This window comes from Nocardiopsis aegyptia (genome assembly GCF_013410755.1).
In the GTDB taxonomy this organism is placed as follows: Bacteria; Actinomycetota; Actinomycetes; order Streptosporangiales; family Streptosporangiaceae; genus Nocardiopsis; species Nocardiopsis aegyptia.
Window position 1 is genome coordinate 1,374,521 of the sequence record NZ_JACCFS010000001.1, and the last position, 25,418, is coordinate 1,399,938.

Annotated in this window: 23 protein-coding genes; 8 read left to right on the top strand and 15 right to left on the bottom strand. The window is 73.3% G+C overall.

Translation table 11 applies throughout. The annotated features are described in order from the left end of the window. The first annotated feature begins 135 nt into the window (after window positions 1–135). Window positions 136–1,680: a polysaccharide deacetylase family protein gene (locus HNR10_RS06305; RefSeq protein WP_376769737.1), complete on the top strand. Its 1,545-nt coding sequence runs from the start codon at window positions 136–138 to the stop codon at window positions 1,678–1,680. 339 nt (window positions 1,681–2,019) lie between these two features. Here the strand turns inward: HNR10_RS06305 and HNR10_RS06310 are convergent, their stop codons facing one another. The 9 genes from HNR10_RS06310 to lysA all read right to left on the bottom strand — a co-directional run bounded on the left by HNR10_RS06310 (window position 2,020) and on the right by lysA (window position 10,537). Next, the gene (locus tag HNR10_RS06310) at window positions 2,020–3,162 is read right to left on the bottom strand and encodes a quinone-dependent dihydroorotate dehydrogenase (RefSeq protein WP_179821575.1); all 1,143 of its coding nucleotides are present in this window, start codon (window positions 3,160–3,162) and stop codon (window positions 2,020–2,022) included. A gap of 3 nt (window positions 3,163–3,165) precedes the next feature. Beyond that, window positions 3,166–4,092: a proteasome assembly chaperone family protein gene (locus tag HNR10_RS06315; protein WP_179821576.1), complete on the bottom strand. Its 927-nt coding sequence runs from the start codon at window positions 4,090–4,092 to the stop codon at window positions 3,166–3,168. Window positions 4,093–4,327: 235 nt separating this feature from the next. Beyond that, window positions 4,328–6,130 (bottom strand): ABC-ATPase domain-containing protein, encoded by a 1,803-nt coding sequence (locus HNR10_RS06320; RefSeq protein WP_179821577.1) that lies wholly within the window; start codon window positions 6,128–6,130, stop codon window positions 4,328–4,330. Between the two features lie 270 nt (window positions 6,131–6,400). Continuing rightward, complete coding sequence (locus HNR10_RS06325; protein WP_179821578.1) at window positions 6,401–6,949, bottom strand: class I SAM-dependent methyltransferase; 549 nt, start codon at window positions 6,947–6,949, stop codon at window positions 6,401–6,403. Then, on the bottom strand, window positions 6,933–7,082 hold the full coding sequence (locus tag HNR10_RS06330; RefSeq protein ID WP_179821580.1) for a hypothetical protein: 150 nt from the start codon (window positions 7,080–7,082) through the stop codon (window positions 6,933–6,935). The genes HNR10_RS06325 and HNR10_RS06330 overlap by 17 nt, the downstream gene beginning before the upstream one ends. Window positions 7,083–7,276: 194 nt before the next feature. After that, the gene (locus tag HNR10_RS06335; protein ID WP_179821582.1) at window positions 7,277–7,930 is read right to left on the bottom strand and encodes a hypothetical protein; all 654 of its coding nucleotides are present in this window, start codon (window positions 7,928–7,930) and stop codon (window positions 7,277–7,279) included. A 211-nt stretch (window positions 7,931–8,141) separates the two neighbouring features. After that, complete coding sequence (locus HNR10_RS06340) at window positions 8,142–8,657, bottom strand: isochorismatase family protein (RefSeq protein WP_179821583.1); 516 nt, start codon at window positions 8,655–8,657, stop codon at window positions 8,142–8,144. 32 nt (window positions 8,658–8,689) lie between these two features. Then, on the bottom strand, window positions 8,690–9,115 hold the full coding sequence (locus HNR10_RS06345; RefSeq protein WP_179821585.1) for a hypothetical protein: 426 nt from the start codon (window positions 9,113–9,115) through the stop codon (window positions 8,690–8,692). 126 nt (window positions 9,116–9,241) lie between these two features. Then, a complete protein-coding gene (lysA, locus tag HNR10_RS06350; RefSeq protein ID WP_179821587.1) occupies window positions 9,242–10,537 on the bottom strand; it encodes a diaminopimelate decarboxylase in 1,296 nt (431 codons plus the stop codon). 100 nt (window positions 10,538–10,637) lie between these two features. Between lysA and HNR10_RS06355 the strand changes: the two genes are divergently transcribed. Beyond that, window positions 10,638–12,287, top strand: coding sequence for a PucR family transcriptional regulator (locus tag HNR10_RS06355; protein ID WP_179821588.1), 1,650 nt, complete (start codon window positions 10,638–10,640; stop codon window positions 12,285–12,287). A 395-nt stretch (window positions 12,288–12,682) separates the two neighbouring features. Then, window positions 12,683–14,443: a Na+/H+ antiporter NhaC family protein gene (locus HNR10_RS06360; protein ID WP_246406083.1), complete on the top strand. Its 1,761-nt coding sequence runs from the start codon at window positions 12,683–12,685 to the stop codon at window positions 14,441–14,443. A 266-nt stretch (window positions 14,444–14,709) separates the two neighbouring features. Here the strand turns inward: HNR10_RS06360 and HNR10_RS06365 are convergent, their stop codons facing one another. Both HNR10_RS06365 and HNR10_RS06370 read right to left on the bottom strand, forming a co-directional pair. Further along, entirely contained in the window at window positions 14,710–15,504 is a 795-nt protein-coding gene (locus HNR10_RS06365; protein ID WP_179821590.1) for a PhzF family phenazine biosynthesis protein, read from the bottom strand. 81 nt (window positions 15,505–15,585) lie between these two features. After that, window positions 15,586–16,023 (bottom strand): Lrp/AsnC family transcriptional regulator, encoded by a 438-nt coding sequence (locus HNR10_RS06370; protein ID WP_053616214.1) that lies wholly within the window; start codon window positions 16,021–16,023, stop codon window positions 15,586–15,588. Between the two features lie 133 nt (window positions 16,024–16,156). Between HNR10_RS06370 and HNR10_RS06375 the strand changes: the two genes are divergently transcribed. The 3 genes from HNR10_RS06375 to HNR10_RS06385 are packed head-to-tail and all read left to right on the top strand — an operon-like array spanning window position 16,157 to window position 19,688. After that, window positions 16,157–17,269 carry a thiamine pyrophosphate-dependent enzyme gene (locus tag HNR10_RS06375; protein WP_179821592.1) on the top strand — a complete coding sequence of 371 codons (1,113 nt, stop codon included), beginning with the start codon at window positions 16,157–16,159 and terminating at the stop codon, window positions 17,267–17,269. Next, entirely contained in the window at window positions 17,269–18,300 is a 1,032-nt protein-coding gene (locus HNR10_RS06380) for an alpha-ketoacid dehydrogenase subunit beta (RefSeq protein WP_179821594.1), read from the top strand. The genes HNR10_RS06375 and HNR10_RS06380 overlap by 1 nt, the downstream gene beginning before the upstream one ends. Next, window positions 18,297–19,688 carry a dihydrolipoamide acetyltransferase family protein gene (locus HNR10_RS06385; RefSeq protein ID WP_179821596.1) on the top strand — a complete coding sequence of 464 codons (1,392 nt, stop codon included), beginning with the start codon at window positions 18,297–18,299 and terminating at the stop codon, window positions 19,686–19,688. The genes HNR10_RS06380 and HNR10_RS06385 overlap by 4 nt, the downstream gene beginning before the upstream one ends. A 115-nt stretch (window positions 19,689–19,803) precedes the next feature. On the opposite strand, the gene HNR10_RS06390 is transcribed toward HNR10_RS06385, so the two are convergent. The 3 genes from HNR10_RS06390 to HNR10_RS06400 all read right to left on the bottom strand — a co-directional run bounded on the left by HNR10_RS06390 (window position 19,804) and on the right by HNR10_RS06400 (window position 23,710). Beyond that, on the bottom strand, window positions 19,804–20,685 hold the full coding sequence (locus HNR10_RS06390) for a hypothetical protein (protein WP_179821598.1): 882 nt from the start codon (window positions 20,683–20,685) through the stop codon (window positions 19,804–19,806). A gap of 746 nt (window positions 20,686–21,431) precedes the next feature. Then, window positions 21,432–22,736: a kynureninase gene (gene kynU / locus HNR10_RS06395; RefSeq protein WP_179821600.1), complete on the bottom strand. Its 1,305-nt coding sequence runs from the start codon at window positions 22,734–22,736 to the stop codon at window positions 21,432–21,434. A 74-nt stretch (window positions 22,737–22,810) separates the two neighbouring features. Beyond that, a complete protein-coding gene (locus HNR10_RS06400; RefSeq protein ID WP_179821602.1) occupies window positions 22,811–23,710 on the bottom strand; it encodes a tryptophan 2,3-dioxygenase in 900 nt (299 codons plus the stop codon). Window positions 23,711–23,909: 199 nt separating this feature from the next. Here HNR10_RS06400 and HNR10_RS06405 point away from each other — a divergent pair, with 199 nt between their 5' ends. Both HNR10_RS06405 and HNR10_RS06410 read left to right on the top strand, forming a co-directional pair. Further along, on the top strand, window positions 23,910–24,377 hold the full coding sequence (locus tag HNR10_RS06405) for an Lrp/AsnC family transcriptional regulator (RefSeq protein WP_179821604.1): 468 nt from the start codon (window positions 23,910–23,912) through the stop codon (window positions 24,375–24,377). Beyond that, window positions 24,374–24,664: a DUF4031 domain-containing protein gene (locus tag HNR10_RS06410; protein ID WP_179821605.1), complete on the top strand. Its 291-nt coding sequence runs from the start codon at window positions 24,374–24,376 to the stop codon at window positions 24,662–24,664. Before HNR10_RS06405 ends, HNR10_RS06410 begins: the two co-directional genes overlap by 4 nt. A 25-nt stretch (window positions 24,665–24,689) precedes the next feature. Here HNR10_RS06410 and HNR10_RS06415 read toward each other — a convergent pair whose 3' ends face one another. Beyond that, entirely contained in the window at window positions 24,690–25,409 is a 720-nt protein-coding gene (locus HNR10_RS06415; RefSeq protein WP_376769738.1) for an HD domain-containing protein, read from the bottom strand. Window positions 25,410–25,418: the final 9 nt, after the last annotated feature.

Here is a 25,418-nt window from a genome sequence, read left to right on the forward strand (position 1 = left end):
ACGAACGGAGCGTGCGGGGGATGACGCGCCCGGGTGTCCTGACCACTTGTGGTCAGCGCACCCGGGCCGCGTTCCCGGTCCTCTATCTTGCAGGCAAGGCCAGCGTGGAATCGGTCCAGGTGAGGGAGTCCGCAAGTGTCAGCGACCCGAGTTCCCCAGGTCAGGGCCGGGTACCGCCCGGCATGGGTCCGGTTGCGGAGGACCGGTGCGGCCCTCGCCGCGGCGCTCCTGCCGGTGGCCGGCTGCGCGACGATCACCGGGGGCGTGACCGGCGCGCCCGAGGACATCGGCGTCCTGGTCGACCCGGCCGAGGCCGCCGAGGCGGCGGTGGACGAGTGGACCGGTGACGCCGCAGACTTCGAGGACCATCCCTACCGGCCGGAAGGCGTGGAGATCAGTGTCGCCCACCCGGCGTTCGCGGGGGCGGCGGAGCGGTTCACCACGGGCCTGGCCGCGCAGGTGGACCGGGACGTCCAGGACTTCCGCGGGGCCAGCCGGGAGCCGGTGAGCCTGGACATCGACTGGGAGCTGGTCGCGGCGGGGGACGACGTCCTGGGCGTGCGCCTGGTCCGGACGGAGACGGACCTGCACGGCACGCGCCAGGCGTACGGGACCTACTGGTACGACGCGCGGAGCGGGCTGACCCGCTACGCCACCGAACTCGTCCGCGACCAGGCGGCGCTGGCGGAGCTGAACGGTCTGGTGGCCACGGCTCTGGCCGACGACCCGAACGTCGGCACGGAGGTGCTGTACCCGGTGCTGGGGACCTACGACTCGATGGGGTTCAACACCGACGGCGACCTGGTCGTGGAGTTCGACGACGGCCACCTGTCACCGCCCCGTGAGGGGCACCCGCCCGACCCCGCGCCGGGTCGGATCACCGCCGTCCTGGAGTCAGAGGACGTGGCCCCGCTCCTGTCCGACCTGGGCGAGCGCGCGCGGGCGGCGTCGCTCGTGGAGGAGCCCGACCTCGACGTGCCCGAGCCGAGCGTCGACCACGAGGAGCGCCCGGAGGTCCCCGGTGAGATCACGGCGGGCAGCGGCGTGGACTGCGCAGCCGAGGACGCCAAGTGCATCGCGCTGACCTTCGACGACGGACCGGCCGAGACCACGCCCCACCTGCTCGACACCCTGGCGGAGGAGGAGGTGCCGGCGACGTTCTTCCTCAACGGGAACCCGGCGCTGACCTACCCCAGCGTCCTGCGCCGCGCGTACGCGGAGGGCCACGAGATCGCCAACCACAACGATCTGCACGAGCACCTGCCCGAGTACGAGGCCGACCGGTTGACCGCGGAGATGGCGGTGGTGAGCGCACTCGTGCGGCGCAACACCGGGGACACCGTGGAGCTGTTCCGACCGCCGTTCGGCGCGAGTTCGCCCGAGGTCCTGGAGGAGATCGGGGAGCAGGAGATGGCCCAGGTCCTGTGGAGCTCGGACAGCGAGGACTGGATGGAGATCGACCGCGACAAGATCGTGGAGCGGGTCCTGGAACAGGCCGAACCGGGCGGGGTGGTCCTGCTGCACGACACGCTCCCGGCGACCCTGGCGGCCGTACCGGAGATCGTCGAGCGGCTGCGCGAGGACGGCTACGAGTTCGCGACGGTCAGCGAGACCGTCGGCGACCCCGAGGTCGGCGATTCCTATCCCGAGGGTGAGACCGTCCCGGAGATCGACGGCTGAGCGTCCCCGCCCGGCCCCGACAGCGACGACGGTGGTCATGGGAGACACGGCCCCACCGGCTACGGGACCTGGTGGCGGGCATCAGGGAGTCCGGCTCCGAAGCATCTGAGCCGAGAACGACGCCGCCGCGGAGACACCGCGGCGCCAGGGGCTGGTCCCACGGCGACGGCCGTGCGAACACCGCGGCGCCGCAGGGGCGCACCCGAAACGCCGACCCTCCGGACACCGCGGCGCCCGTGAACGGGTCCGGAAGCCACGACCGTCGAAACACCGCGGCGCCCCGCGGACGAGTCCGGGGGCGCCGGTCGCTGACGGCCGGTCAGGGCCGTCGGCGCGGGATCAGGCGGTCCGGCCCGCGGGGTCCTCCGCCAGGGTCAGCGCGGGAGCCGGGGCGTCCACGCCCACGGCCTCGCCCACCGAGGCGTAGCCGGCGGCGCGGACGAGCCGGGCCAGGCCGCGGTGGATCCGGCGCGGCCAGAGCGGGCCGCCGTAGATGAGCCCCGTGTAGCCCTGGACGAGGGTCGCTCCGGAGCGGATCCGCTCCCAGGCGTCCTCGGGCGTCTCGATACCACCGACCGCGACCAGCGTGACCTGGCCGCCCACGCGGGCGCGCAGGCGGCGCAGCACCTCCAGCGACCGCTGCTTGAGCGGGGCACCGGACAGGCCGCCCGCTCCGGCGGCCGCCACCTCGTCCTCGGAGGCCGAGAGCCCCTCGCGGGAGATGGTGGTGTTGGTGGCGATGATGCCGTCCAGACCCTCGGCCAGGGCCAGGTCGGCGACGGCGTCGATGTCCTCGTCGGCCAGATCCGGAGCGATCTTGACCAGCAGCGGCAGCGACGCGTGCCCGGACTCGGCCAGGGCCTCGCGCACCGCGGCCAGCAGCGGGCGCAACTGCTCCACACCCTGCAGGTTGCGCAGGCCCGGGGTGTTGGGCGAGCTGACGTTGACCACCATGTAGTCGGCGTAGGGCGCCAGCCGGCGGGCACTGGTGGCGTAGTCGGCGGGTGCCTCGGCCTCGGGCGTCACCTTGGTCTTGCCGATGTTGACGCCGAGCACCGGACGGCGTCGGCCGCGCTGGTGGTGCAGGCGCTCGGCGACCAGGGCGGAGCCCTCGTTGTTGAAGCCCATGCGGTTGACGATGGCGCGGTCCTGGACCAGGCGGAACAGTCGCGGCGTGGGGTTGCCCGGCTGCGGCTGGGCGGTGACGGTGCCGATCTCCACGAACCCGAAGCCGAGCGCGGCCAGTCCGTCGGGGCTCTCCGCGTTCTTGTCGAAACCCGCCGCGAGCCCGAGCGGCCCGGGGAACTCCTGTCCCAGGGCGCGCACCGTCAGCTCCGGCTCGCGCGGTCCCAGGACCCGGCCCATGGCGGCGGCCACGCCGGGCACGGCCGCGGCGCCGCGCAGGGCCGCGAAGCTCAGCTTGTGCGCCTTCTCAGCGTCCAGGTGGCGCAGCGCCGAGCGGAAGAGAATCTGGTAGAACAACGGCTATCCGTTTCCGTCGCCCTCGCGCTCGGCGAGGTAGCGTTCGAGTTCCGCGCCGAGTTCGTCGGCGGTGGGCAGACCGGCCTCCTCCTCGGCCAACGGGAGCGTGGTCCGCTCCTCGGGGTCGGTCCGTGAGGACATGATGTCGTCGTACTGCCGCTCCAGGTTGGTCACGACACGCTGGACCTCCTCGGAGGCCGCCACCTGTTCCGCGATGTCGACGTCCGTGGCCCCCGCGACGTCCTCCAGCCCCTGGCTGGGCAGGGCCAGCCCGGTCGCCCCGGCCACGAACTCCACCGCGGCGATGGCGGCCCTGGGGTACGGGGACTGGGCGAGGTAGCTGGGCACGTGGACGGCGTAGCCGATGAAGTCGTGGCCGCGCTCGCCCAGCCGGAACTCCAGCAGCGACACCGCGCTGCCGGGCACCTCGACGCGGCCGATCCACGGTGTGTGGCCGGCCACCAGCTCGGGCCGGGTGGAGTGCGGGGTCACGGTCACGGGTCGGGTGTGCGGCACCGCCATCGGGATGCCGTGGACGCTGAGGGTGAGAGTGATGGAGAAGTGGTCGACGAGCTCGGCGACGGCGGCGACGAAGCCCTCCCACTCTCGGTCCGGCTCGGGCCCGTGCAGGAGCAGGAAGGGCACGTCGTCCTGGTCGAACATGCGGTAGAGGGCGAGCTTGGGAGCGTCGTAGTCGGTCCAGACGTTCTCCACGAAGGTCATCGTCGGGCGCCGGGAGCGGTAGTCCACGAGTCGGTCGGTGTCGAAGGTCGCGATCTCCTCCGCGGTGGACCGGTCGAACAGCTCCGAGGCCATCTGGCGCCCGGTGTGTCCGGCGTCGACGAAGCCGTCCAGACAGACCAGCATCGCCAGACCGGCGACGTCGTCGAATCCGGGATGGAGTTGGTACAGATCTGCGGGGTCACGCACCGGGTTCTCGTCTCCAAAACTGGTCGGGATCGCAGGGACCGCGACGTTCGCACCGCGGCTGGGCCGCCACGACGCGCGTGCGCGCACGGGGTCCGCCCGGGTCGCCCCGGGACCGCCGCACCTTGACCGCTGTGCCCTGCTTGTCCACAATACCGACCCCCCAGCGGTGGCCGCGGGCCGTGGGGCGACCGTCTCACCTCACGGTGACCGCGCTCACAGCATCCCCGACGTGGGCTCATCTGTGGAGGTCGCGGACCCTGAGCGTGCGCAGTCGGTTGAGCGTGGCGGCGACCTCGAACCGGCGCGGCAGGGCGTAGTCGCCACCGAAGTCACCGCCGAGCAGGGTGACCCCGTCCGCGGCCAGGGCCCGGTCCAGGGCGGCGAGGGCCTCCGCAAGGGTGCGGGTGCCGTCCAGGTGGCCGCCGCGGACGAGTGCGCGCAGGGCCAGGCCGGCACCGGTGATCTGCCCGGGGTCGACGAACTGTTCGAGGGCGCGGACGTCGATGTCGCTGTCGCCGAAGACCAGCACGTCCATGTCGCGGCGCTTGATCCTGCCACGGCCGCGCGCGGTGCTGTCGTCCACCGATCCCGGGTCGACGACGCGGGCGCGCGGCAGGGCGAAGTCGGCGTCGGCGCGGTCGTGCGCCAGGGCGCGGGCCCGGGCGGTGACGTCGTGCGGGTGGTAGGCGTCGAGCATGACGACCAGGTCGGCGACGTCGAAGTAGTCCCCGCTGCCGCCCATGACCAGGACGGTGGACACGCCGTGGTCGCGGTGGAGCGGGCGGACCAGGTCGATGAACGGGATCAGCGGCTCGCGGTCGCCGTGCACGAGGGCCTGCATGCGCTCGTCGCGGATCATCAGGTTGGTGGCGGTGGAGTCCTCGTCCACCAGGAGGGTGTGGGCGCCCGCCTCGACGGCCTCGCAGATGTTGGCGGCCTGGGAGGTGGACCCGGAGGCGTTCTCCGTGCGGAAGTCGCTGGTGTCGGCGCCGGTGGGCAGGTTGCGCACGAACGCGCTGACGTCGGTGCGCTCGACCCGGCGGCCCTCCTCCGCACGGATCTTGACGGCGTCGTCCCGGGTGACGACGAGTTCGCGGCCGTCGCCGGGCACATGGTCGTAGACGCCGCGCTCCAGCGCGTGCAGGAGGGTGGACTTGCCGTGGAACCCACCGCCGACGATCAGCGTGATGCCCTCGGGGACGCCCATGCCCGTCACGGTGCCGCGGTGCGGCAGGTCGACGCTGACCCGCAGGGACTCGGGCGAGTCGAAGGGCACGACGCCGCTGGTCATGGGCTGGTCGCTGACGCCGCTGCTGCGGGGCAGGACGGCGCCGTCGGCGACGAAGGCGACCAGGCCGCGTTCGGCGAGCCGGGACCGCAGCGCCACGGTGTCGGCGACGCTGTCGGCGAAGGCGACGGCCTCCGCTTCGTCGATCTCCTCCCAGTCGAGGTCGTCGACCAGGCCGGGCAGGGTCCGGCAGAACTCGCGCTCGGCCCCGCGGCCGTCGATGCGGCGCCCGTGGCCGGGCAGGTCGATGCCGATCCGCAGGTCGAAGCCGCCGTCGGTGAGACGGCAGGAGGAGCGTTCGATGACCTCCTGTCCGCCGGTGTCGATCTTGAGCAGCGACCCCTTGAGCAGCCGGCGGGCCCGCCGGCCCAGGTAGTCGGCGGTGGCGCGGCGGCGGACCGGGTCGCCCCAGGCGCTCTTGGGGATACCGCTGTCGGGCACGAGCACCCGCACGCGCGAGGGCGGGGCGAAGGGGTCGGCCTGCACGCGCTCCACGGTCAGGGTGAAGTCGCCGAAGTCCCAGTCGCCCTTGAGGGTCTTGTAGCGGCCGTAGGAGGCGCCGTCCATCCTGAGGAGTTCGGATGAGAGCCGGGCGTCGTCGCGGACACCCCGGATGGGTTCCGGCTCGGGCCTGCGCCTGCCGCCCCCGCCGCCGCGACCGCCGCCTCCGCCGCCGCGACCGCCGCCTCCGCCGCCTCGGCCGCCGCCGTAGCCGCCGCCTCGGCCGCCGCCCCCGTCGCGTCCCGCCATCAGTGCCCCCTTGGTGTTCGATTCACGTCTGCGGCCAGGTTAGGGCGTATCGCGGATGGCCGCAGAGGGCCTGTGGACAACGGCGCGGCCGGGCGAAACCGGGTGGCGGACCCGGGAACGCCGCCCCCACAATGGTGCCCGTGCTGACGATGGACGCCCTGGTCGCCGGGATGGACGCCGCCCTCCGGATCCGCGAACCCCTGCCGTGGTGACGGACGTGTCGCGGGGCGCGGGGTCGGCCGCCGCCGGTCCCGCGCCCCGGGGCGGGGCTCAGTCGAGCGCGGGCCGTTCCGCGGTGACCAGGTAGGTCTCCACGGGCAGCACGACGCCCTCGTCGTCCAGGTGGTCGGCGAGGAGGCGGCCGGTCTCCTCGACGAGGGCGGCGCGCGAGGTGTCGTCCGCGCCCGCCAGGTGAGCGGCCAGGGGCGAGCTGACCGTCTCCTGGCGCACCATCTCCGCCACGGACGGGTAGCGCGCGCTGGTGACGGCGATCCGGACCACCACCTGGTCGAACCCAGCGCCGTGCAGGAGTCCGCGCAGGTCGTCCGCGGTGAGGTCCGGGAACGGGGCGCGCATCATGGCCCCGGCGTCGGAACCGACGTGGTGGTCGAGCGCGTCGGCGAAGTGTCCGTAGGCGCGGTTGTGCCGACGTGGCCGGAGCACGCTGAGCGCCACGCGTCCTCCGGGCACCAGCACGCGCCGCATCTCGGACAGCGCGGTCGCACGGTCGTCGAAGAACTGCAGGGCCTGCTGGCAGAGCACGGTGTCGAAGTCGGCCCCGGGCAGGTCGAGCGAGCACGCGTCACCGACGCTGAACACGATCGGCCGGTCGCGCTCGGGCGCGACCGAAGATCGCGGGGACGAGGAAGCGCTCGTAGGCCCGGGCGGTCGAGCCGGTGAGCTGTCGGCCCTGCCACGCCGGGGGCCGGGTCGGGATGTGCTGAGTGGTCATCGCGGGCCTCCCTGGTCGAAGGGACACCGCCACGGTAGGCCGGACGCCACCGGGCGCACATCGCCCGTTCCGACCATTCCCGCGGGGCGAGGCGATGGTGTGTTCGGCCCATACGTCCGGCCGGACGGGCCGGGACCGGAGGGACACGGGAGCGGGCCGACCGGGGAGGGACGCCACCTCCCTTATGGCATGCGTCACAGACCCAGGACAGTGAAGTCCAACGTGGTCCGCCACGCGCGGTCTCCGCGCAGGAAGCCCTCGAACACGGGAAGGACGCGCGCCAGGTCGTCGACGAGGGCCTGGTACTGCTCCCCGTCGCGGTACTCGACGGCGAAGCTCCCCTCGGGCGCCGCGGGGCCGGTGGCGGTCTGCACGAACCCGCCCGCCTCGTCCTCCAGGATGGCGAACCAGGCCCGGGCGCCGATCCGCTCCAGCACCCACCGGACGTCCTCCGGGGCCGGGCCGTGGACGACAACGTCCTCGTACAGCCGCAGGGTCAGGGTGTTGGCGTTCCGGGGGAAGTGCACGGTGCCCGACTGGGGGTCGTAGCAGGTGAGCCCGTGCCGTCGGGCGAGGTCCAGCAGGACGGGCGCCATCGCGTCGGCCTCGGAGTAGGGCATGCAGCCGAGGACGCACTCGTCTGTGTGCCAGGGCCGCACCGACCACGGTGAGCGGCCGTCGTCGCGACCGGGAACCGGATAGCGGGCGAGCAGGTCGGCGTGGAAGGCGTCCACGGCGGGATGGGCCGGCACGTTGCCGCCCCCGTGACAGAGGACCTGGTAGACCTGCTGCGCGTCCTGCGCGGTCAGGGGACCGTCCGCCCGCCAGAACGCCAGATCGAAACTCACGGTGCCGCTCCCGGGGTGGGTCCGCCATGGTGCGGAAGGTTCGACGGCCCGCCCGGGAGGCCGGTTCCCACACAAAGAAGATCGGCCCCGGGGCAGATCCGGGGCCGATCTTGGAAACGCCCCTGCTCTGCCGACACCAAGGGGGTGTGTCGGGCTTCCGCCGGGGCGCCGCACCTCTCCGGGAGGGGTGGAGAGGTGCCTTGGTTCATTCTTACCGGAAGTCGAGGTCCCGTGCGGGGGAAACCTTGATTCCGTAGGCCTGGAGTTCCCGTTCGACGGCCGCGGCCGTGTCGTGGGCACCGGACGAGCCGGGATAGGTGGCGTGCGCCCCCGCCGCCAGGACGACGTCGTAGCCCTCGTCCAGGGCGGCCCGGCTGGTCGCGTCGATACAGAACTCGCTCTGGAAACCCGCGACGACCAGCGTGCGGACGCCGAAGCCGTTGAGCGAGGCCGCCAGTCCCGGGACGGAGAACGCGTTGGGCTCGGTCTTGCGGAAGACCGGCTCCCCCGGCTCGGCCTCGAAGACCGGCTGCCATCCCGGAGTGTGCGGCCGGTCAGGGTCGATGTCGCTCCCGTCGTTGAGGACGTGGACGACCGGCGCCCCGGCGGCACGGGCCCGGGTGAGGAGCCCGGACAGCGCGGGGCGCACCGTGTCGGCGTCGGGCACGGGGGACCCGCCCTCCAGCATGTTGCGCTGGACGTCGACGAACACCAGTGCGAAGGCCATGGCGCCATCATGGCGGACGCCACACTCGAACGCTAGTTCGACACGGCGTCGCGCAGCGCCCGGTCGTGCTCGTCCACGGGCGGGTCGTCCAGGTCCGCGACGAAGACCGCGACGAGTTGCCCGCCCTGGTCCGCGGTCTCCCGCAGGAGCGCACGCCAGTGCACCAGGTTGGGGTGCCGGAACTCGGTGCAGGCCTCGGCCGGGGACAGTTCGGCGACGGCCGTCTCCAACTGCGCGCGGGAGAGCGGGTAGGTGGCCGTGCCCGAGGCGTGGCCCACGACCCGGGCCAGGACGATGGCCGGGAAGTAGTTGCCGCCCGCGTTGGTCAGTCCGAAGGTCGTCTCGCCGTCGCGGACGACCCCGACGGCGAAGGCCGCGGGTCGCTCCCATCCCGGATGGGAGCTCTCCATGCGCTCGCGTGCGGCGATGACCTCTTCCTTGGTGGCCCACTGTTCCATGCCGGCCGTCCCTTCTCTCGCTCGGTCCCCCGACTCTAGGGCGCCTCCCGCGCGGACCCGGACCGCCGCCCCCACGCACCGCGCGCACGAGAGGGCCGCCCGGCTCCGCCGCCTCCGGCGGAACACTCACTGGCCGGGACCCACCAGGACGGTCTCCCCGTCGACGTCGCGACGGGTGAGGTCGGCGTAGGTCTCGCGTCGCACGACCTCCCGGGCCCGGCCGTCGCGGCACAGGACCACGGGGGGCCGGCGCGCACCGTTGTAGTTGTTGGCCAGCGAGTAGCAGTAGGCGCCGGTGGCGGGCACGGCCACGACGTCGCCCGGACGCGGATCGGCGAGCGGTACACCCGAGCTGAGCCGGTCACCGGACTCGCAGTGCCGCCCGACCAGGTGGCAGGGGTCGCCGCCGCCCACACGCGCGGCCACCACCGCCTCGAACCGCTGCCCGTAGAGGGCGACCTCCATGTTGTCGCCCATGCCGCCGTCGACGGCGACGGTGGCCGGCTCGCCGCGCTTGACCGTCACGACCCGGTAGAGGGTGGCCCCGGCCTCGGCCACCAGGGACCGCCCGGGTTCGATGATGATCCGGGCGTCGGCGGGCAGGCGGGCGCGGGCCGCCCCGACCAGGGCGTCCAGGTACTCCTCGACACTGGGCGGGTGGTCGTCGTAGGTGTAGCGGGCGCCGAGTCCTCCCCCGAGGTCGTACACCGCGAACGTCCCGAGGTCGGCGACGGCCTCCACCGCCCGCGCGAACGGCTCGGTGTCCAGGATCTGCGAGCCGACGTGGACGTGCACGCCGTCCAGGCGCAGCCGGTCGCTCCCCCGCAGCCGGGCGATCGCCTCCCGGGCCCGCTCAGGATCGAAGCCGAACTTGGAGCCGCGCTGACCCGTGGAGACCGCCTCGTGGGTGTCGGGGCGGATGCCGGGGGTGACGCGGACCAGAACGCCCTGTTCGCCGGTGGTGAGGCGTTCGAGCCGGTCGATGTCGTCGTCGTTGTCGATCACGACGAGTCCGGCGCCCGCGCCGACCGCCTCGCGCAGGTCCTCGTCGGTCTTGGCGTTGCCGTGCACGACCAGCCGCTCCGGGTCCGCGCCCGCCCGGAGCGCGACGGCGAGCTCACCGCCGCCGGCGACGTCGATGCCCAGGCCCTCCTCGACCAGGATCCGCTCGATCGCCGTGCAGGGGAAGGCCTTGGACGCGAACACCACCCGGGAGTCCGGCCAGCGTTCGGCCAGCCCACGGACGTAGCGGCGGGCACGGGTGCGCAGGGCGGTCTCGTCGACGATCATCGCCGGGGTGCCGAAGCGTTCCGCCAGGTCCTCGGCACGGCAGCCGCCGATGGTGAGGGCTCCGTCGTAGTCGAGGGCGCTCCCCGGCGGGAACAGGGCGAGCGGTGCGGGCGTGCTGGTCCCCACGGACATGGTCGGGCCTTCCTGGTCGTGCCGTCCGCCTCGAGGCGGCTTCCCCATCCTGGTCGGCGCACCCTGGTCAGGCATTGGCGCACACGCTTAAGCTCGCGTCATGGACTCTTGGATTTCGCCAAACGTCGGCGAGGACACCGAGCCCGGCGCGTCCCTGCGCTCGGTGCTGGAGTCCGTGGGCCCGGTCATGCTCACCGTGCTGGACGCCCCGCCGGGCGGTCTGCGCAAGCGCGTTCTGCGCACGGTGATCCACGACGCGGCCGACCCCCTCCCCGACGGGACCGGTTCCGTGCTGCTGCTGGTCGGCGCGGACGCCGAGGCCCCGGAGACCGTGGAGACCGCGCGGGAGGCGGCCGGCGCCGGGTACGTGGCGGCCGTCGTCAAGCTGCGGGGCGGGAACGGCCGGGTGCTGGCCAGGGCGGCGCGCGAAGCGGGCGTCACGCTGCTCACCACCCCCGACGACGCGGCCTGGCGGCAGGTGGACGCGCTGCTGTCGTCCGCGCTCGGGGCCTCCGGGGCGGGCGAGGGCTCGCCGGGCGCGGACACGGCCTCGGGCGACGAGCTGTTCACGCTGGCCAACGCCCTGGCGGGGGCGGTCGGCGGCCCTGTCGTGATCGAGGACCTGGAGCAGCACGTGCTGGCCTACTCGACGCTGCCGGGCCAGCCCATCGACGAGTTCCGCCGGCGGGGCATCCTGGACCGGCGTGTCCCGGTGCTGGCGGAGCAGGTGCGGCAGTACCGCGATGTGCTCAACGCGCCCGGCATGCTGAGGTTGCCGCCGCTCGGCGACGAGGAGCTGCCGCGGGCGGCCGTCGCGATCCGCGCGGGCGACCTCCCGCTGGGCACGATCTGGGTGATCGAGGGCCAGTCGCGGATCGACGCGGCCGGGGAGCGCGCCCTCGCCGACGGGGCCCGGCTCGCGGCTCTGCACATGCTGCGCCGCCGCAGCGGGCCGGAGATCGAACTCCAGGCGCGCGAGCAGGCGCTGCGGGGTGCGCTGGAGGGGGCCGCGAGCGAGGCCGACACGCGCACCCGGCTGGGGCTGTCCGAGGGCACCGCCGTGACGCTGGTGGGGCTGGCACCGCCGGCCGCGAACTCCGACACCGCGGCGCTGACGGCACGGGCGGGCACGGCCGTGGCCCGGCACTGGTCGGCCGTGCAGCCCGAGGCCGCGGTGGCGAGCACGGCGCGCGCGGTCTACGTGCTGGTCCCCGAGGGGGCCGACGGGGCGGTCCGCCGACTGGCCGCGCAGACGCTGACGGTGGTCGAACGGGTGCTGGGGCTGCGGATGCGCGCGGCGCTGAGCCGGGCGAGCGCCGACCTGGGGCAGATTCCGCTGCTGCGGGCGGAGGCCGACGACATCCTGCGGGTGATCGCGGCCGACCCGCGCGCTCCCGCGGTGGCCGACCTGGCGGACGCCCACGCACGGGTTCTGCTGGCCCACGTGGCCGACGAGCTGGCCCGCCTGCCCCGGCTGCGCCACCCGGGCATCGACGCGATGCTCGCGCACGACCGTGACCACGGAACGGCCTACGCCGTGTCCGTCACGGCGTGGCTGGACGCGGTGGGCAGCTTCGGGGACGCGGCGCGGCGGCTGCACGTCCACCCGAACACGATGAAGTACCGGCTGCGCCGCGCCCGGGAGCTGTTCGGCCTGGACCTGGACGACGCCGACGACCGGCTCTCGTGCTGGATCCAGCTCCGCCTGGCCACGACCCCGCCAGAGGAATCGCCCGGCCGAACTCACTGAACGGCGACTGAACGGCGCAGGCCCGGGCCAGGGGCCTCACCTCTCGGGCCCCAAGAAACACAGAACCAGCGGCGAACCACGTGAGCTGTCTGCACGAAGACCCGTTGTCCCCCCAACGTGCGCGGCTGCCGCCGTCCGACCCACGCGGCACCCGCAGGCGGAGGCCCGCCCATCCGGGGGCACGGGCGGCGGTCTTGCGCACCGGCGACCGGGCGCCGCGGGACTCCTTTGTCGATCCCGTACAAGCCATGCCGGTTGCTTGAGTGATATCCCCAAGGACTTTGTGGTAGCCCTCACACAGGATGGGTGCCAGCCCAGCCGACTACGGCAGCGGTCCCCTGCGCGCCCCGCGGCGCGCGTGACCGGGCTCGCCCCCCGTCGCGAAGGAAGAACCCATGACAGAGACCAACCAGCCCGACAGCGCTCCCGGCTCGGACCGCGCCCCGGACCGCGCCCCGGAGAGCGCCTCCCCGAACCGCCGACGCGTCGCCGTTCTCGCGGCCTGCGCGGCGGCGGTCGCGCTGGTCCTGGTGGTGAGCCTCCTGGTCCCGGCGGACACGGCGCTCCCCGTCGGCCGCTGGTGGTCGATCCTGCCGCCCGTGGTGGCGATCGGTCTGGCTCTGGTGACCCGGCAGATCCTGCCCGCGCTGTTCGTGGGCATCTGGCTCGGCGCCTGGCTGGTGGAGGGACTGAGCACCCAGGGCCTGCTGACGTCGCTCCTGGACTCGGCGGGGGTGTACACGATCGACGCCGTCTCCGATCCCGACCACGTGATGATCATCGTGTTCACGCTGATGATCGGCGGTCTGGTCGGCGTCATCCGCCGCAACGGCGGCACCGACGGGATCGTGCACCTGGTGACGCGGTGGGCGTCCACACCGCGCCGGGGCCAGCTGGCCACCGGAGGCCTGGGCGTGGCCGTGTTCTTCGACGACTACGCCAACACCCTCGTGGTCGGCAACACGATGCGCCCGATCCTCGACCGCCTGCGCGTGTCCCGGGAGAAGCTCGCCTACCTGGTCGACTCCACCGCCGCGCCGGTCGCGACGCTGGCCCTGCTGTCCACCTGGATCGGGTTCCAGGTGGTGCTGATCGACGACGCCATCGCCGACACCGGACTGACGCTCAACGGCTTCGCGGTGTTCGTGGAGTCGCTCAAGTACGCCTTCTACCCGATCCTGGCGATCGGCCTCGTGTTCGCCATCGCGCTGACCGGGCGCGACTTCGGCCCGATGCTGCGTGCCGAGCGGCGGGCCCGCACCACCGGCGAGGTCGCCCTGCACCGGACCGCCCCGGGCGCCGCCGCGCTGGAGGACGAGCTGACGCCGCCCGAGCGGACGCCGCGGCGCCTGGTCAACGCGCTGCTGCCGATCCTGGTCCTGGTCGCCACCACGGTCGTGGGCCTGTTCGCCACCGGCGAGGGCGACTCGGTCATCGAGATCATCGGGGACGGCGACCCGTTCTCCTCGCTGCTGTGGGGATCGCTGCTGGGGCTGCTGGTCGCTGGTGTGCTCAGTGTGGCGCAGGGGATCCTGACCCTGGCCGAGGTCGTCGACGCCTGGTTCGCCGGGGTGAAGTCGGTGCTGTACGTGGTCATCATCCTGACCCTGGCCTGGGCGCTGTCGGCGCTGACCGGCGAGCTGGGGACCGCCGACTTCCTGGCGGGTGCGCTGGGCACCTCCATGCCGCTGTTCCTGCTGCCCGCGCTGCTGTTCGTCATCGCGGCGGCGATCGCCTTCGCCACCGGGACCAGCTGGGGAACGATGGGCATCCTCACCCCGCTGGCGGTCCCGCTGGCCTGGGCGGTCCTGGAGGCCCAGGGCCTGGCCGCGGCGGAGGGGCACCCGATCCTGTTCGCGTCGGTGTCGACGATCCTGGCGGGTTCGGTCTGGGGCGACCACTGCTCCCCGATCTCCGACACGACCGTCATCTCGGCGCTGGCGTCCCAGTGCGACGTGATCGACCACGTGCGCACGCAGACGCCCTACGCCCTCTTCGTCGCCGGCACGGTGATCGTGTTCGGGCTGCTGCCGGTCGGGCTCGGGCTGCCCTGGTGGGCCGGTCTGGCGCTGAGCGGGGCGGCCACCCTGGCCGGGCTGCTGCTGGTCGGGCGCCGCGTGGACGTCCCCGAGGGCGAGCCCGATCGGGTGGGCTAGGTCGGGTGGGCTAGGTCGCGTTCTGTGCCGCACTTCGGGCTCGCCGCCGCCGGGCCGCCTCCCGCTGCGCCGACGCAGCGAGGGGCGGCCCGGCGACAGGCGTCGCAGCGCGGCCAAGACGGCCGGGCGGCGGCCCGGTGACAGGCGTGGCGGCGCAGTCGGGCGGCCGGGCGGTGGCCGGTCGGCACGCGCGGCCGCACGGTCGGTCCCCGCCCCGCCGCCGAGGGGCGGCCGACGTCCGAGGGCCGACCCTGGGGACCGAGCCGTTACAGGTGCAGGGTGCCGTGGGCGACCGAGACCGCCGAGCCGCCGATGAGCACGCGTCCGGGACGGTCCTCGGGCAGGCGCAGCTGCAGGTCGCCGCCGCGCGCGGAGGCCTGGTGGGCGAGGAACTCGGTGCGGCCCAGGCGCTCGGCCCAGAACGGCACCAGAACCGTGTGCGCGCTGCCGGTGACCGGGTCCTCCGTCACCCCGACCCGCGGCCCGAACACGCGCGACACGAAGTCGTACTCCTTGCCCGGCGCGGTGACGATGACGACCCGCGCCTCCACGGCGGCCAGCGCGGTCATGTCCGGGGCCAGGCCGCGGACGGTCGCCTCGTCGGCCACCTCCACGAGCAGGTCGCCGGTGCCGCCGCGTCCCACCGACAGCGGTTCGATGCCCAGGGCGGCGGCCAGGCCCTCGGGCACCTCGGCCGGCGTGGCCGGCTTGGTGGGGAAGTCCATCCACAGCATGCCCTCGTCGGAAGTGACCGGGAGGATCCCGCTGCGGGTGGTGAAGCGGTAGGGCCCGGGGACGCCGCGCTCGCGCAGGGTGTGGGCGGTGGCCAGGGTGGCGTGGCCGCACAGGTCGATCTCGACGCTGGGCGTGAACCAGCGCAGCTCGTAGTCGGCGTCCTCGTCGTCCACGGGGCGGGCGAAGGCGGTCTCGGAGAGGTTGAACTCGGCGGCCACGCCCTGGGCCCACTCGTCGGGGTAGGTGTCGTCCAGGACGAGGACGGCTGCGGGGTTGCCGGCCAGGGGCCGGTCGGTGAAGGCGTCGACCACGGTGTACTCAGGCATGGCGCCCAGTCTAGGAACGCCCCGTCCCCGCCGGACAGTGCCAATCACGGCCGAGTGGACCCCTCCGGGGCCGCGCCGCCCTCACAGCTGCGGTTCGTCGAGGATGAACATCGTCTGCGTGCTCTTGACCTCGGGGATGCGCTGGAGGCGCTCCAGGACGAAGGTGCGCAGCGCCGCGGCGTCGGTGACGCGGACGAGCAGGAGGAGGTCGACGTCGCCGGAGACCAGGGCGGCGTGGTCGACCTCGGGGATGTCGCGCAGGTAGCCGCGGAACCGGTCCCAGGAGTGCTGCTCGATGCGCACGGACACGTACGCCGACAGGGACGTTCCGTACTTCTCCGGGTCGATGACGGCGGTGAAGCCGCGGATGACGCCCTCGTCGCGCAGCCGTTCGAGCCGCGAGTAGGCGTTGGCGCGTGAGATGTGCGCCTGCTCCGCGACCGCCCGGATGGACATGCGACCGTCGCCGCGCAGGAGGGCGATGATGCGGCGGTCGGTGTCGTCCAACGGCACAGCCATGTGTCTTACCTCACACCACTCGCACGGCGGTCACGGGAGATGTATTGCACCGACCTCGGGCTTACTGAGCAGTTCGTCCAGCATCGGCGATGTGATGTCGACAATATGGGGTAATTCACCGCATATTCAAGACATGAAGCACACCGATGAGCGACCTCGTCCGGCTCCCGCACTCCCGACCAGGGAGCCCGTGCGTCTGGTGGACCGGCACGGCCGCCGTGTGGGTCACTCCTCGTTCACCGCTCCCGACCCCGCGCGACTCGTCGAACTCCACCGCGCGATGCTCATCGGACGCCGCTTCAACCAACAGGCCGGCACGCTCGCCCGCCAGGGCCGCCTCGCCGTGTACCCGTCCTCGACGGGACAGGAGGCGGCCCAGGTCGGCGGCGTGCTGGCCCTGTCGGACCAGGACTGGCTCTTCCCCACCTACCGCGACAGCGTCGCCCTGGTCGCGCACGGCGTCGATCCGGTCCGGACCCTCACCCTCTTCCGGGGCGACTGGCACTGCGGCTACGACCCGCACCGCTACCGGTGCGCGCCGCAGTGCACGCCGCTGGCCACCAACGCCTCCCACGCCGTCGGCCTCACCTACGCGGCCCGCCGCAAGGGCCGCGACGTGGCCGCGCTCGCGATGATGGGCGACGGCGCCACCAGCGAGGGCGACGCCCACGAGGCCTACAACTTCGCCGCCGTGTGGAACACCCCCGTGGTGTTCCTGGTGCAGAACAACCACTGGGCGATCAGCGTGCCCCTGCACCGGCAGACCGCGGCGCCCACCCTGGCGCACAAGGCCGTCGGCTACGGGATGAAGGGCTACCACGTGGACGGCAACGACGCCGCCGCCGTGTACGCGGTCGTCTCGCACGCCCTGGCCGAGGCACGCGCCGGCGGCGGGCCCGCGATCGTCGAGGCGGTCACCTACCGGGTGGACCCGCACACGAACGCCGACGCGCCCCAGCGCTACCGCGACCCCGCCGAGGTCGAGCACTGGAAGGAGCGCGACCCCCTGATCCGGTCCGAGAGGCTGATCCGCGACGAGGGCCTGCTCGGCGACGCCGAGGAGACCGAGCGGGCGCTGGCCGCCTTCGGCGCCGAGGCCGACCGGATCGCCGACACCGTGCGCGAACGCCTCGCGGACGGGGACGAACTGGATCCGCGGTCCCTGTTCACCGACGTCTACGCCACGGTCCCACCGCTGCTGGAGCAGGAGCACGCGCTGCTCGCCGACGAGCTGCGGGAGGTCTGATGGCGGCTGCGCCCACCACCGGCGTCTCCATGGGCGAGGCGCTCAACCGGGCCCTGCGCGACGCGATCGCGGACGACCCCGACGTGCTCGTCTACGGCGAGGACGTGGGACCGCTGGGCGGCGTCTTCCGGGTGACCGACGGCCTCGCCGGCGAGTTCGGCGAGGAGCGGGTGTTCGACTCCCCGCTCGCCGAGTCCGGAATCGTCGGCACCGCGATCGGCATGGCGATGTACGGGCTGCGGCCCGTGGTGGAGCTGCAGTTCGACGCCTTCGCCTACCCGGCGTTCGAGCAGGTCGTCTCGCACCTGGCCAAGATGCGCAACCGCACCCGGGGCGCGGTCGCGCTCCCGGTCGTCCTGCGGGTGCCCTACGGCGGCGGCATCGGCGGAGTGGAGCACCACAGCGACTCCTCGGAGGCCTACTACACGCACACCCCCGGGCTGCGGGTCGTCACCCCGGGCACGCCCGCCGACGCCTACTCGATGCTGCGCGAGGCCGTGGAGTGCGACGACCCGGTCGTGTTCCTGGAGCCCAAGCGCCGGTACTGGTCGCGCCAGGAGGTGGACCTGCCCGTGCGCACCGAGCCCATGGCCACCCCGGTGGTCCGGCGTCCGGGCACCGACGCCACGCTGATCGCCTACGGCCCCATGGTGGAGACCGCGCTGGAGGCGGCCGAGACCGCCGCCGCCGAGGGGCGGTCGCTGGAGGTCGTGGACGTGCGCCAGCTCGCGCCCCTGGACGACGGAGTCGTGACCGCGTCGGTGCGGCGGACCGGACGCGCGGTCGTGGTGCACGAGGCGTCGGTGTTCGGCGGGTACGGCGCCGAGCTGGCCGCGCGGATCGGCGAGCGGTGCTTCCACTACCTGGAGGCCCCGGTCCTGCGGGTCGGCGGCCTGGACGTCCCCTATCCCCCGCCCAAGCTGGAACACCACCACCTGCCCGACGCGCACCGCGTCCTGGCCGCGGTGGACCGGCTCCAGTGGGAGTCGGAGTGGGTCGACGACGGCGACGGGGGGCGGACCCTGCCATGAGCACCGAGCGCGCGTTCGCCCTGCCCGACCTCGGCGAGGGACTGACCGAGGCCGAGATCCTGGCCTGGCTGGTCGCCGAGGGCGACGAGGTCGCCGTGGACCAGCCGGTCGTGGAGGTGGAGACGGCCAAGGCCTCCGTGGAGGTGCCGTGTCCCTACGGGGGCACGGTCACCCGGCTGCACGGGGCGGCGGGCGACACGGTCGCCGTCGGCGCCCCGCTGATCACGGTCGCCGGGACCGCGTCCGCCGCCGCGGTTCCGCGGGCCCGCCGCGAGGCGGGACCGGAGTCGCGGGCGGAGCCGGGCGCGGCGACCGAACAGACCACCGTGCCGAGCACACGGAAGGGGTCCGATCCGGCGGGCGGCAACGGCGCCGCCGAAGAACACGCCGGATCGGGCGCCGTCCTGGTGGGCTACGGCACGGGATCGGGCGCGCGGACTTCGCGTCGGCGCGCCCGTGGGGCGGGTGGGCCGCCACGGTCGACGATGACCGGCGGCCCGCCCCCACTCCAGGACGAACCGCCCTCCCCAGGACCCGTCAGAGTGGCCTCTCCCCTGGTCAGGAGGATGGCACGGGAGCACGGCGTGGACATCGCCACGGTTCTGGGCAGCGGCGAGGGCGGCCTGGTGCTGCGCCGTGACGTGGCGGCGGCGATCGAGGCCCGCCGCGCGCCGGCGCACCGGCCCGATCCGCCGCGCACGCACCGCACGCCGTTGCGCGGCGCGCACCGCGCGATGGCCGAGCACCTGGAGCGGTCCCGGCGCGAGATCCCCGAGGCGACCGTGTGGGTGGACGCCGACGCCACCGGACTGGTGGAGCTGCGGCGCACCCTGAACGGGGCCGCCCCGGAGCACCCGGTCAGTGTGCTGGCGCTGGTGGCCAGGATCGCGGTCGCCGGGCTGGAGGTCTTCCCCGAACTGAACGCCCACTTCGACCAGGAACGCCGTGAAGTCGTGCGCTTCGACGACGTGCACCTGGGGTTCGCGGCGCAGACGCCGCGCGGCCTGGTGGTTCCGGTGGTACGCGAGGCACAGGCCCTGTCGACCCGGCGGCTCTCCGCCCGCCTGGCCGAGACCGCCGAGGCGGCGCGGTCGGGCGCGCTGGAACCGGCCGCCATGGTCGGCGGGACGTTCACGGTCAACAACTACGGGGTGTTCGGCGTGGACGGGTCCGCCGCGATCATCCCGCCCCCGCAGGCGGCGATCCTCGGCCTGGGCCGGATCGTGCGCCGCCCGTGGGTGGTGGGCGAGTCCGTGGTGCCCAGGCCGGTCACGGAACTGACGCTGGCCTTCGACCACCGCGTCTGCGACGGCGGCGTCGCGGGCGGGTTCCTGCGGTACGTGGCCGACCGGGTGGAGCGGCCGGACCTGCTCCTGGGCGACCTCTGACTCCCGGACCCGTACCCCGAACGCGCGCGGGGGCCGCGGTCGTGCGACCGCGGCCCCCTGCCGTACCGAACGCGCCCACGCACCCGTGAGGGTCCCGGGACCGGATGCGGCCCTGCTACTTCCTGCCGCGCAGCTTGTCGAGCAGGGAGCCCAGGCTGTGGCGCCCGTTGCTCTCGGCCATCAGGCCCTTGCCGCCGTTGTCGGCCGCACCGGCGTGCGCGCCGGCCGCCCGGCGGCTCCAGACGAAGAGCACGGCGACGAGGATGGCGGGGACGAGGGCGAGGGTGAGCAGGCCGGTGCCGCTCAGCATGCCGCTGTCGGCGCCGGTCAGCTCGGCGCCCGAGAGGTCGTTGGCCGCGGTCTCGGCGGACACGCCGCTGTCGTCGGACTCCTCGGTGGGGGCCGCGGCCTCCTCGGAGGACTCTTCCTCCTCCTGGGCCGCCTGCTCGTCGGAACCCTCGCCGGAGGACTCCTCGGTGGACTCCTCGGACTCCTGGTCCTGGGACTCCTCGTCCTCGGAGGTGCCCTGCTCCTCCTCGGCCTGCGCCTCCTCGGGGATCGGGGAGACGGCGTCCTCGCAGCTGTTGCCCTCCTGCATGAAGGGGTGGGGTGCGCCCTCGGTGCCCGCGCCGTCGCCCCACTCGGTGATGTAGTACTCGACCTCGGCGTGGCCGTTGCCGCCGCCGACGGTCAGGGAGGACTCGTCGAAGTCGGTGCCCATCATCTTGGCGAAGGTCTTGCCGTCGATGTCGAGCAGCACGTCGCAGTCGTGGGAGGGCTCGCCCGGGCCGCGGTCCCCGATGAAGAACTCGTACTCTTCACCTTCGTAGACGATGTAGCCCTCGGTGCCCAGCGGCCAGCTCGGGCTGGAGAACAGCCCTTCCTGCATGGGCTCGCCGCTCGCGGGAGCACCGGTGTCGCCGTTGATGCCTGAACCGTCGTCCCAGAAATAGGTCGCGGTGACTTCGCCGTACTGAATGGGAGTGTCGTTGCTCATGAAGTAAGTGCCAGGTTGACGACAGGGCCGAGAAGACCGGTGCCATGGCGCACGGCACACCTCGGGCACGCTCGGAGCGCGTGCTTCGCGCACGCTCGGAACGCACCCTGGAGTGGGCGCCATGGCATGGGGCTCCCGCGTCGCCGGCAGCGAATAGCGGGTGGGAACGGGAGTCACCGATGGGATCGGTGCTCCTCCGGCACAGGCGCGTGGATTCGCGCGGCCCTGTTCCCAGTGAGGGTCTCGACTCCCTTGCGGCACACGGCCGGACAAGGGCTCGGCATCGGTTCACCACGGGCTCGTAACGAACCGATCACGATGGACACTAACCCAGGTTTGAGCAAAGTGTGCAAGCCCCACGAGTAAAATGACGGGCCGTGGCCGCGCGGGCACACCTCGAATCCACGGCCTCACCCCGACTCGAACACGCAAAACCCCTGGTCACAGGACCTGTCGCGGGTCTGTGGCACAGACCGGCCCACCCCGCGTGGCGCGTGTCATACCGGCGCGAACGACGGCCCGAGGTGGCGGACAACCCCCCCGGGGCGGTCGATACGGGACGGTAGGCCACCGCGACACGGACCGGAGCGGTGGTGGCCGTCCGGCGCCCGGCGTGGTAAAGGCCACGCCACCCCGATCCCCTCCCAAGGTCACGCCGGGGCGACCCGACCACACCCGAACGCAAAGAGGCCCCGGAGGGTTGCCTCTCCGGGGCCTCGATTCCGTTCCGCCACGCGGCGGCCCGCTCAGGTGACCTGCGCGCGGCGCGCGAACCTCTCCTGGCGCCACTCGCCGGTCTCCACGACGTCCACCAGCGCGGTCGCGGCGTCGTAGACGTCCACGTAGCGCAGGTACAGCGGGGTGAACCCGAACCTCATCACGTCGGGCGCGCGGAAGTCCCCGATCACGCCGCGCTCGATCAGGGCACGCACGATCGGGTAGCCGGCGCCCTCCTCCGGCTGGAGCAGCGCCACCTGGCTCCCCCGGTGGGCGTGGTCCAGGGGGGTGACCGACTCCAGCCCTGCCCACCCGTCGCCCACCATCGGCCTTCGGCCTACCGCCCTCAACGGAGGCCTCCGGCCCGGTTCCTCCCCCGTGGTGATCCGCAGGAACAGGTCGGTCATCGCCAGGCTCTTGACCCGCACCTGCGCCATGTCGGCCTTGGCCCACACGTCCAGGCTCGCCTCCAGCGCGGCGTCGGCCACGAGCGGCTGCGAGCCGCTGAGGAAGCGCGACACCCCGGGGGCGGGCTCGTACTCAGGCGCGAAGTCGAAGGGGTTCGCGTGCCCGTGCCACCCGCTCAGCGGCTGGTCGGCGACGGCGTGGTGGCGCCGCGCGGCGTACAGGAACGCGGGTGCCCCGGGCCCGGCGTTGAGGTACTTGTACGTGCACCCGACCGCGAAGTCGGCCCCGGACCGGGACAGCTCGATCGGCACCGCGCCGACGCTGTGGCACAGGTCCCAGACCACGAGCGCGCCGTGCTCGTGCGCCATGCGGGTGATGGCGGGCAGGTCGCGCAGGGTGCCGCTGCGGTAGTCGACGTGGCTGAGCAGCAGGACGGCCACGTCACCCGTCGCCAGTGCGGCGGCCAGTTCGGGGCCGTCGGGGTCGACCCGGCGCTGGACGGCCCCGGTCAGCCGCGCCGCGCCCTCGGTGACGTAGAGGTCGGTGGGGAAGTTGCCGGACTCGCCCAGCACGATGTCGCGGTCCGACATCCGCAGGGCGGCGACCAGAGCCTTGAACAGGTTGGTGGAGGTGCCGTCGCCGACGACGACCTCGTCGGGGTCGGCGCCCACCAGCGGGGCGATCTTGGCGCCCAGCGTGCGCGGCTTGTCCCACCAGCCCGCGGTGTTCCAGCTCGCGATGAGGTCGCGGCCCCACTCCCTCTCGATCATGTCCGCGACGCGTCCGGGGGTGGCGCGCGGTAGCGCCCCCAGGGAGTTGCCGTCGAGGTAGACCACTCCCTCGGGGAGCACGAACTCCTCACGGAAGGCGGCGAGCGGGTCGGTGCGGTCGAGTTCGACGCAGTCCGCGCGGGTGGTGGGCGTCATGGTCCTGCTTCCTTGCCGGCGGTGAACGGTGGATCGGGTGAACGGACGGGGCTGGGCTGGGCCGGACTGCGATGCTAGATGGTGTTGCGGAGCGACCACAGTTCAGGGAACACGTCCTGCTCGACGTGTCGTGCCAGCCAGTTGAGGCCGTTGGAGCCGCCGCTGCCGGGCTTGCCGCCCATCGTGCGCTTGACCGCGACCAGGTGCAGGTGCCGCCACCGCGTCACCCGCTCGGCGACGTCCATGAGCGCCTCCGCGAGCAGGAACAGGTCGTTGCCGGGCCGGTCGTCGGCGTAGACGTCGGCCCAGGCCCGCTCCACCTCGGGGCTGGGCTCGTAGGCCTGCGTCCAGTCGCGCTCGAAGCGGTCGGCGGGGACCGGCAGCCCGCGGCGGTGCAGCAGTCGCAGCGCGGCGTCGTAGAGGCCGGGGCGCTCCAGCAGGTCGGTGAGTTCGCCGACCACCGGCTCCATCGCCTTGTGCGGGCGGATCATCGCCGCGGACTTGTTGCCGAGCAGGAACTCCAGCTTGCGGTAGCCGTAGGACTGGAAGCCGGAGGCCTCGCCGAAGGAGTCGCGGAAGCGGTTGAACTCCGTGGGGGTCATGTCGTTGATCAGCCCCCAGGAGTCGTTGAGCACGTCCTGGGCGTGGCACGCCCGGCGCAGCCAGGACAGGGCTCCGGGGACGTCGTCGGCCTCCAGCGCGTCACGGGCGGCCTCCCAGCGCTCCCGGACCAGGCTGAACAGCAGTTCCATGACCTGTGTGGCGATGAGGAAGGCGGACTCGGCCGGTTCGTCGGTACGGGTCCGCTGCAGACCGAGCAGCGTGTCGATGCCCGCGTAGTCGACGTAGGGCGTGTTGCCGCCGAAGGACAGGGTGGGGCCGCCCCGCTCCGCGCCCGCACCCTGCTCGGGGGCGGCGTCGCCCTCACCCCCCGGCATGAACGGGCACTGCTGGGCGGACGTGGTGGTGAGCATGGAGACCCCTCGTGGTACTGCGCGGAACCGGTGGGCGCACCCGGCGCGGAGCCCCGGGGACCCGGTGCACCACGCTGTGTACGCGAGTTCACATGATCGAACAAAACACCTGAACAAGGAAGGGACAACGCACACGCAAGTCGGACATTCGGTTAGCATTCATCACACGTCATGCCCTCCGACTTTGGGATCGCAAAGTATGACCTCAGGACTGACAACCTCCTTGGACGGCGTTGACCTGCGGATCCTCTCCGAGCTCCAGCAGGACGGCCGGCTGTCCTTCAACGAGCTGTCCCGGCGCGTCAACCTCTCGGCGCCCGCCGTGGCCGACCGCGTCCGCCGCCTGACCGACCGCGGGGTGATCACCGGGTACCACGCGCACGTCGACCCGGCCGCCGCCGGACTCCCGGTCACGGCGCTGGTGCGCATGGAGTGCTTCGGAGCCAACTGCCTGCTGCGGGAGCGGGCGTCGATGGAGCTCCCGGAGATCCTCCAGGTCCACCGGGTCACCGGCGACGCGTGCTGCGTGCTGCTCATCGCGGTGCGCTCCATGGAGCACTTCGAGGAGGTCATCGACCAGCTGGCCGAGCACGGCCGCCCCTCCAGCACCATGGTCCTGTCCAGTCCGGTGCCCTGGCGCGCCGTCACGGCGGCGCGCACCCCATGAGCGTCCTGATCGACACGCCCGTCTGGCCCGGGCCGCACGGCTGGCTGTTCTGCCACATGGTCAGCGACCTCTCCCACGAGGAACTGCACGCGTTCGCGCGCGGCCTCGGGGTGAGCGAGCGCGCCTTCGACCGCGACCACTACGACATCCCCGCCCACCTGCACGAGCGTGCCCTGGCCCTGGGCGCGGAACTCGTGAGCGGGCGCGAACTGGTCACCCGGCTGCGGGCCGCCGGGCTGCGCCGGCCCAAGCGGTCCCGGAGGGCCCTGCCCCGGCCGGGCGCCTGACCGGCCCGCGGCACCGCGGACGGGCTCAGAGCGGCGGGAGCTCCGCTCCGGACTCCCACCGGTGGACCTCGGCGAGCAGGTTCGAGCGGGCCCTGGCCTCCCAGTGCTCACGGCCGTACCGGGTGCGGTACAGGTGCGGCGCCGCCAGGAGGTCGCGCAGCACGCCCAGTCGGCCCTGCCGGAAGGCGTCGTCGGGAACGTGCCCGTACTCGGCGCGGATCGCGGCGGCGTAGGTGAGGTAGGCGTCGGGCGTGCCCGCCAGGACCGAGAGGTCGGCGTCGCACACCACCGCGCCGTCGGCGTCGCCCGCCTCGGGGCGGTGCGTCCTGGTGAGCAGCACCAGCCGGGACACCTCCGCCACCAGCGCGGAGGGCGTCCCCATCAGCGTGAGCAGGCGCCGGGCCAGCGCCGCGCTCTCCTCCTCGTCCTCCAGCGGTCGGCCCTCGTAGACGGCGTCGTGGAACCACAGGGCGTAGCGCACGGCGTCGTGGTCGCGGGCCTCGGCCCGCAGGCGCTCGGCGGCGGCGAGCGTGTCGCGCAGGTGGGCGACCGTGTGGTACCGGCGGTGGGGCTCGCTCCAGCGGTCCAGGAGCTCGGTGCCGACCGCCACGGCCTCGGGTTCCGTCCCGGCCAGCTCGCGCCAGGCGGCCGCCAGTGTCGGCTCGTGCGATTCGTGCCGACCACGCGACCCCTGCGGCCCGTGCGGCCCGTGCGGCTCGTCGCCGGGGCCGGGATCACCGTTCACTCCGTCGTT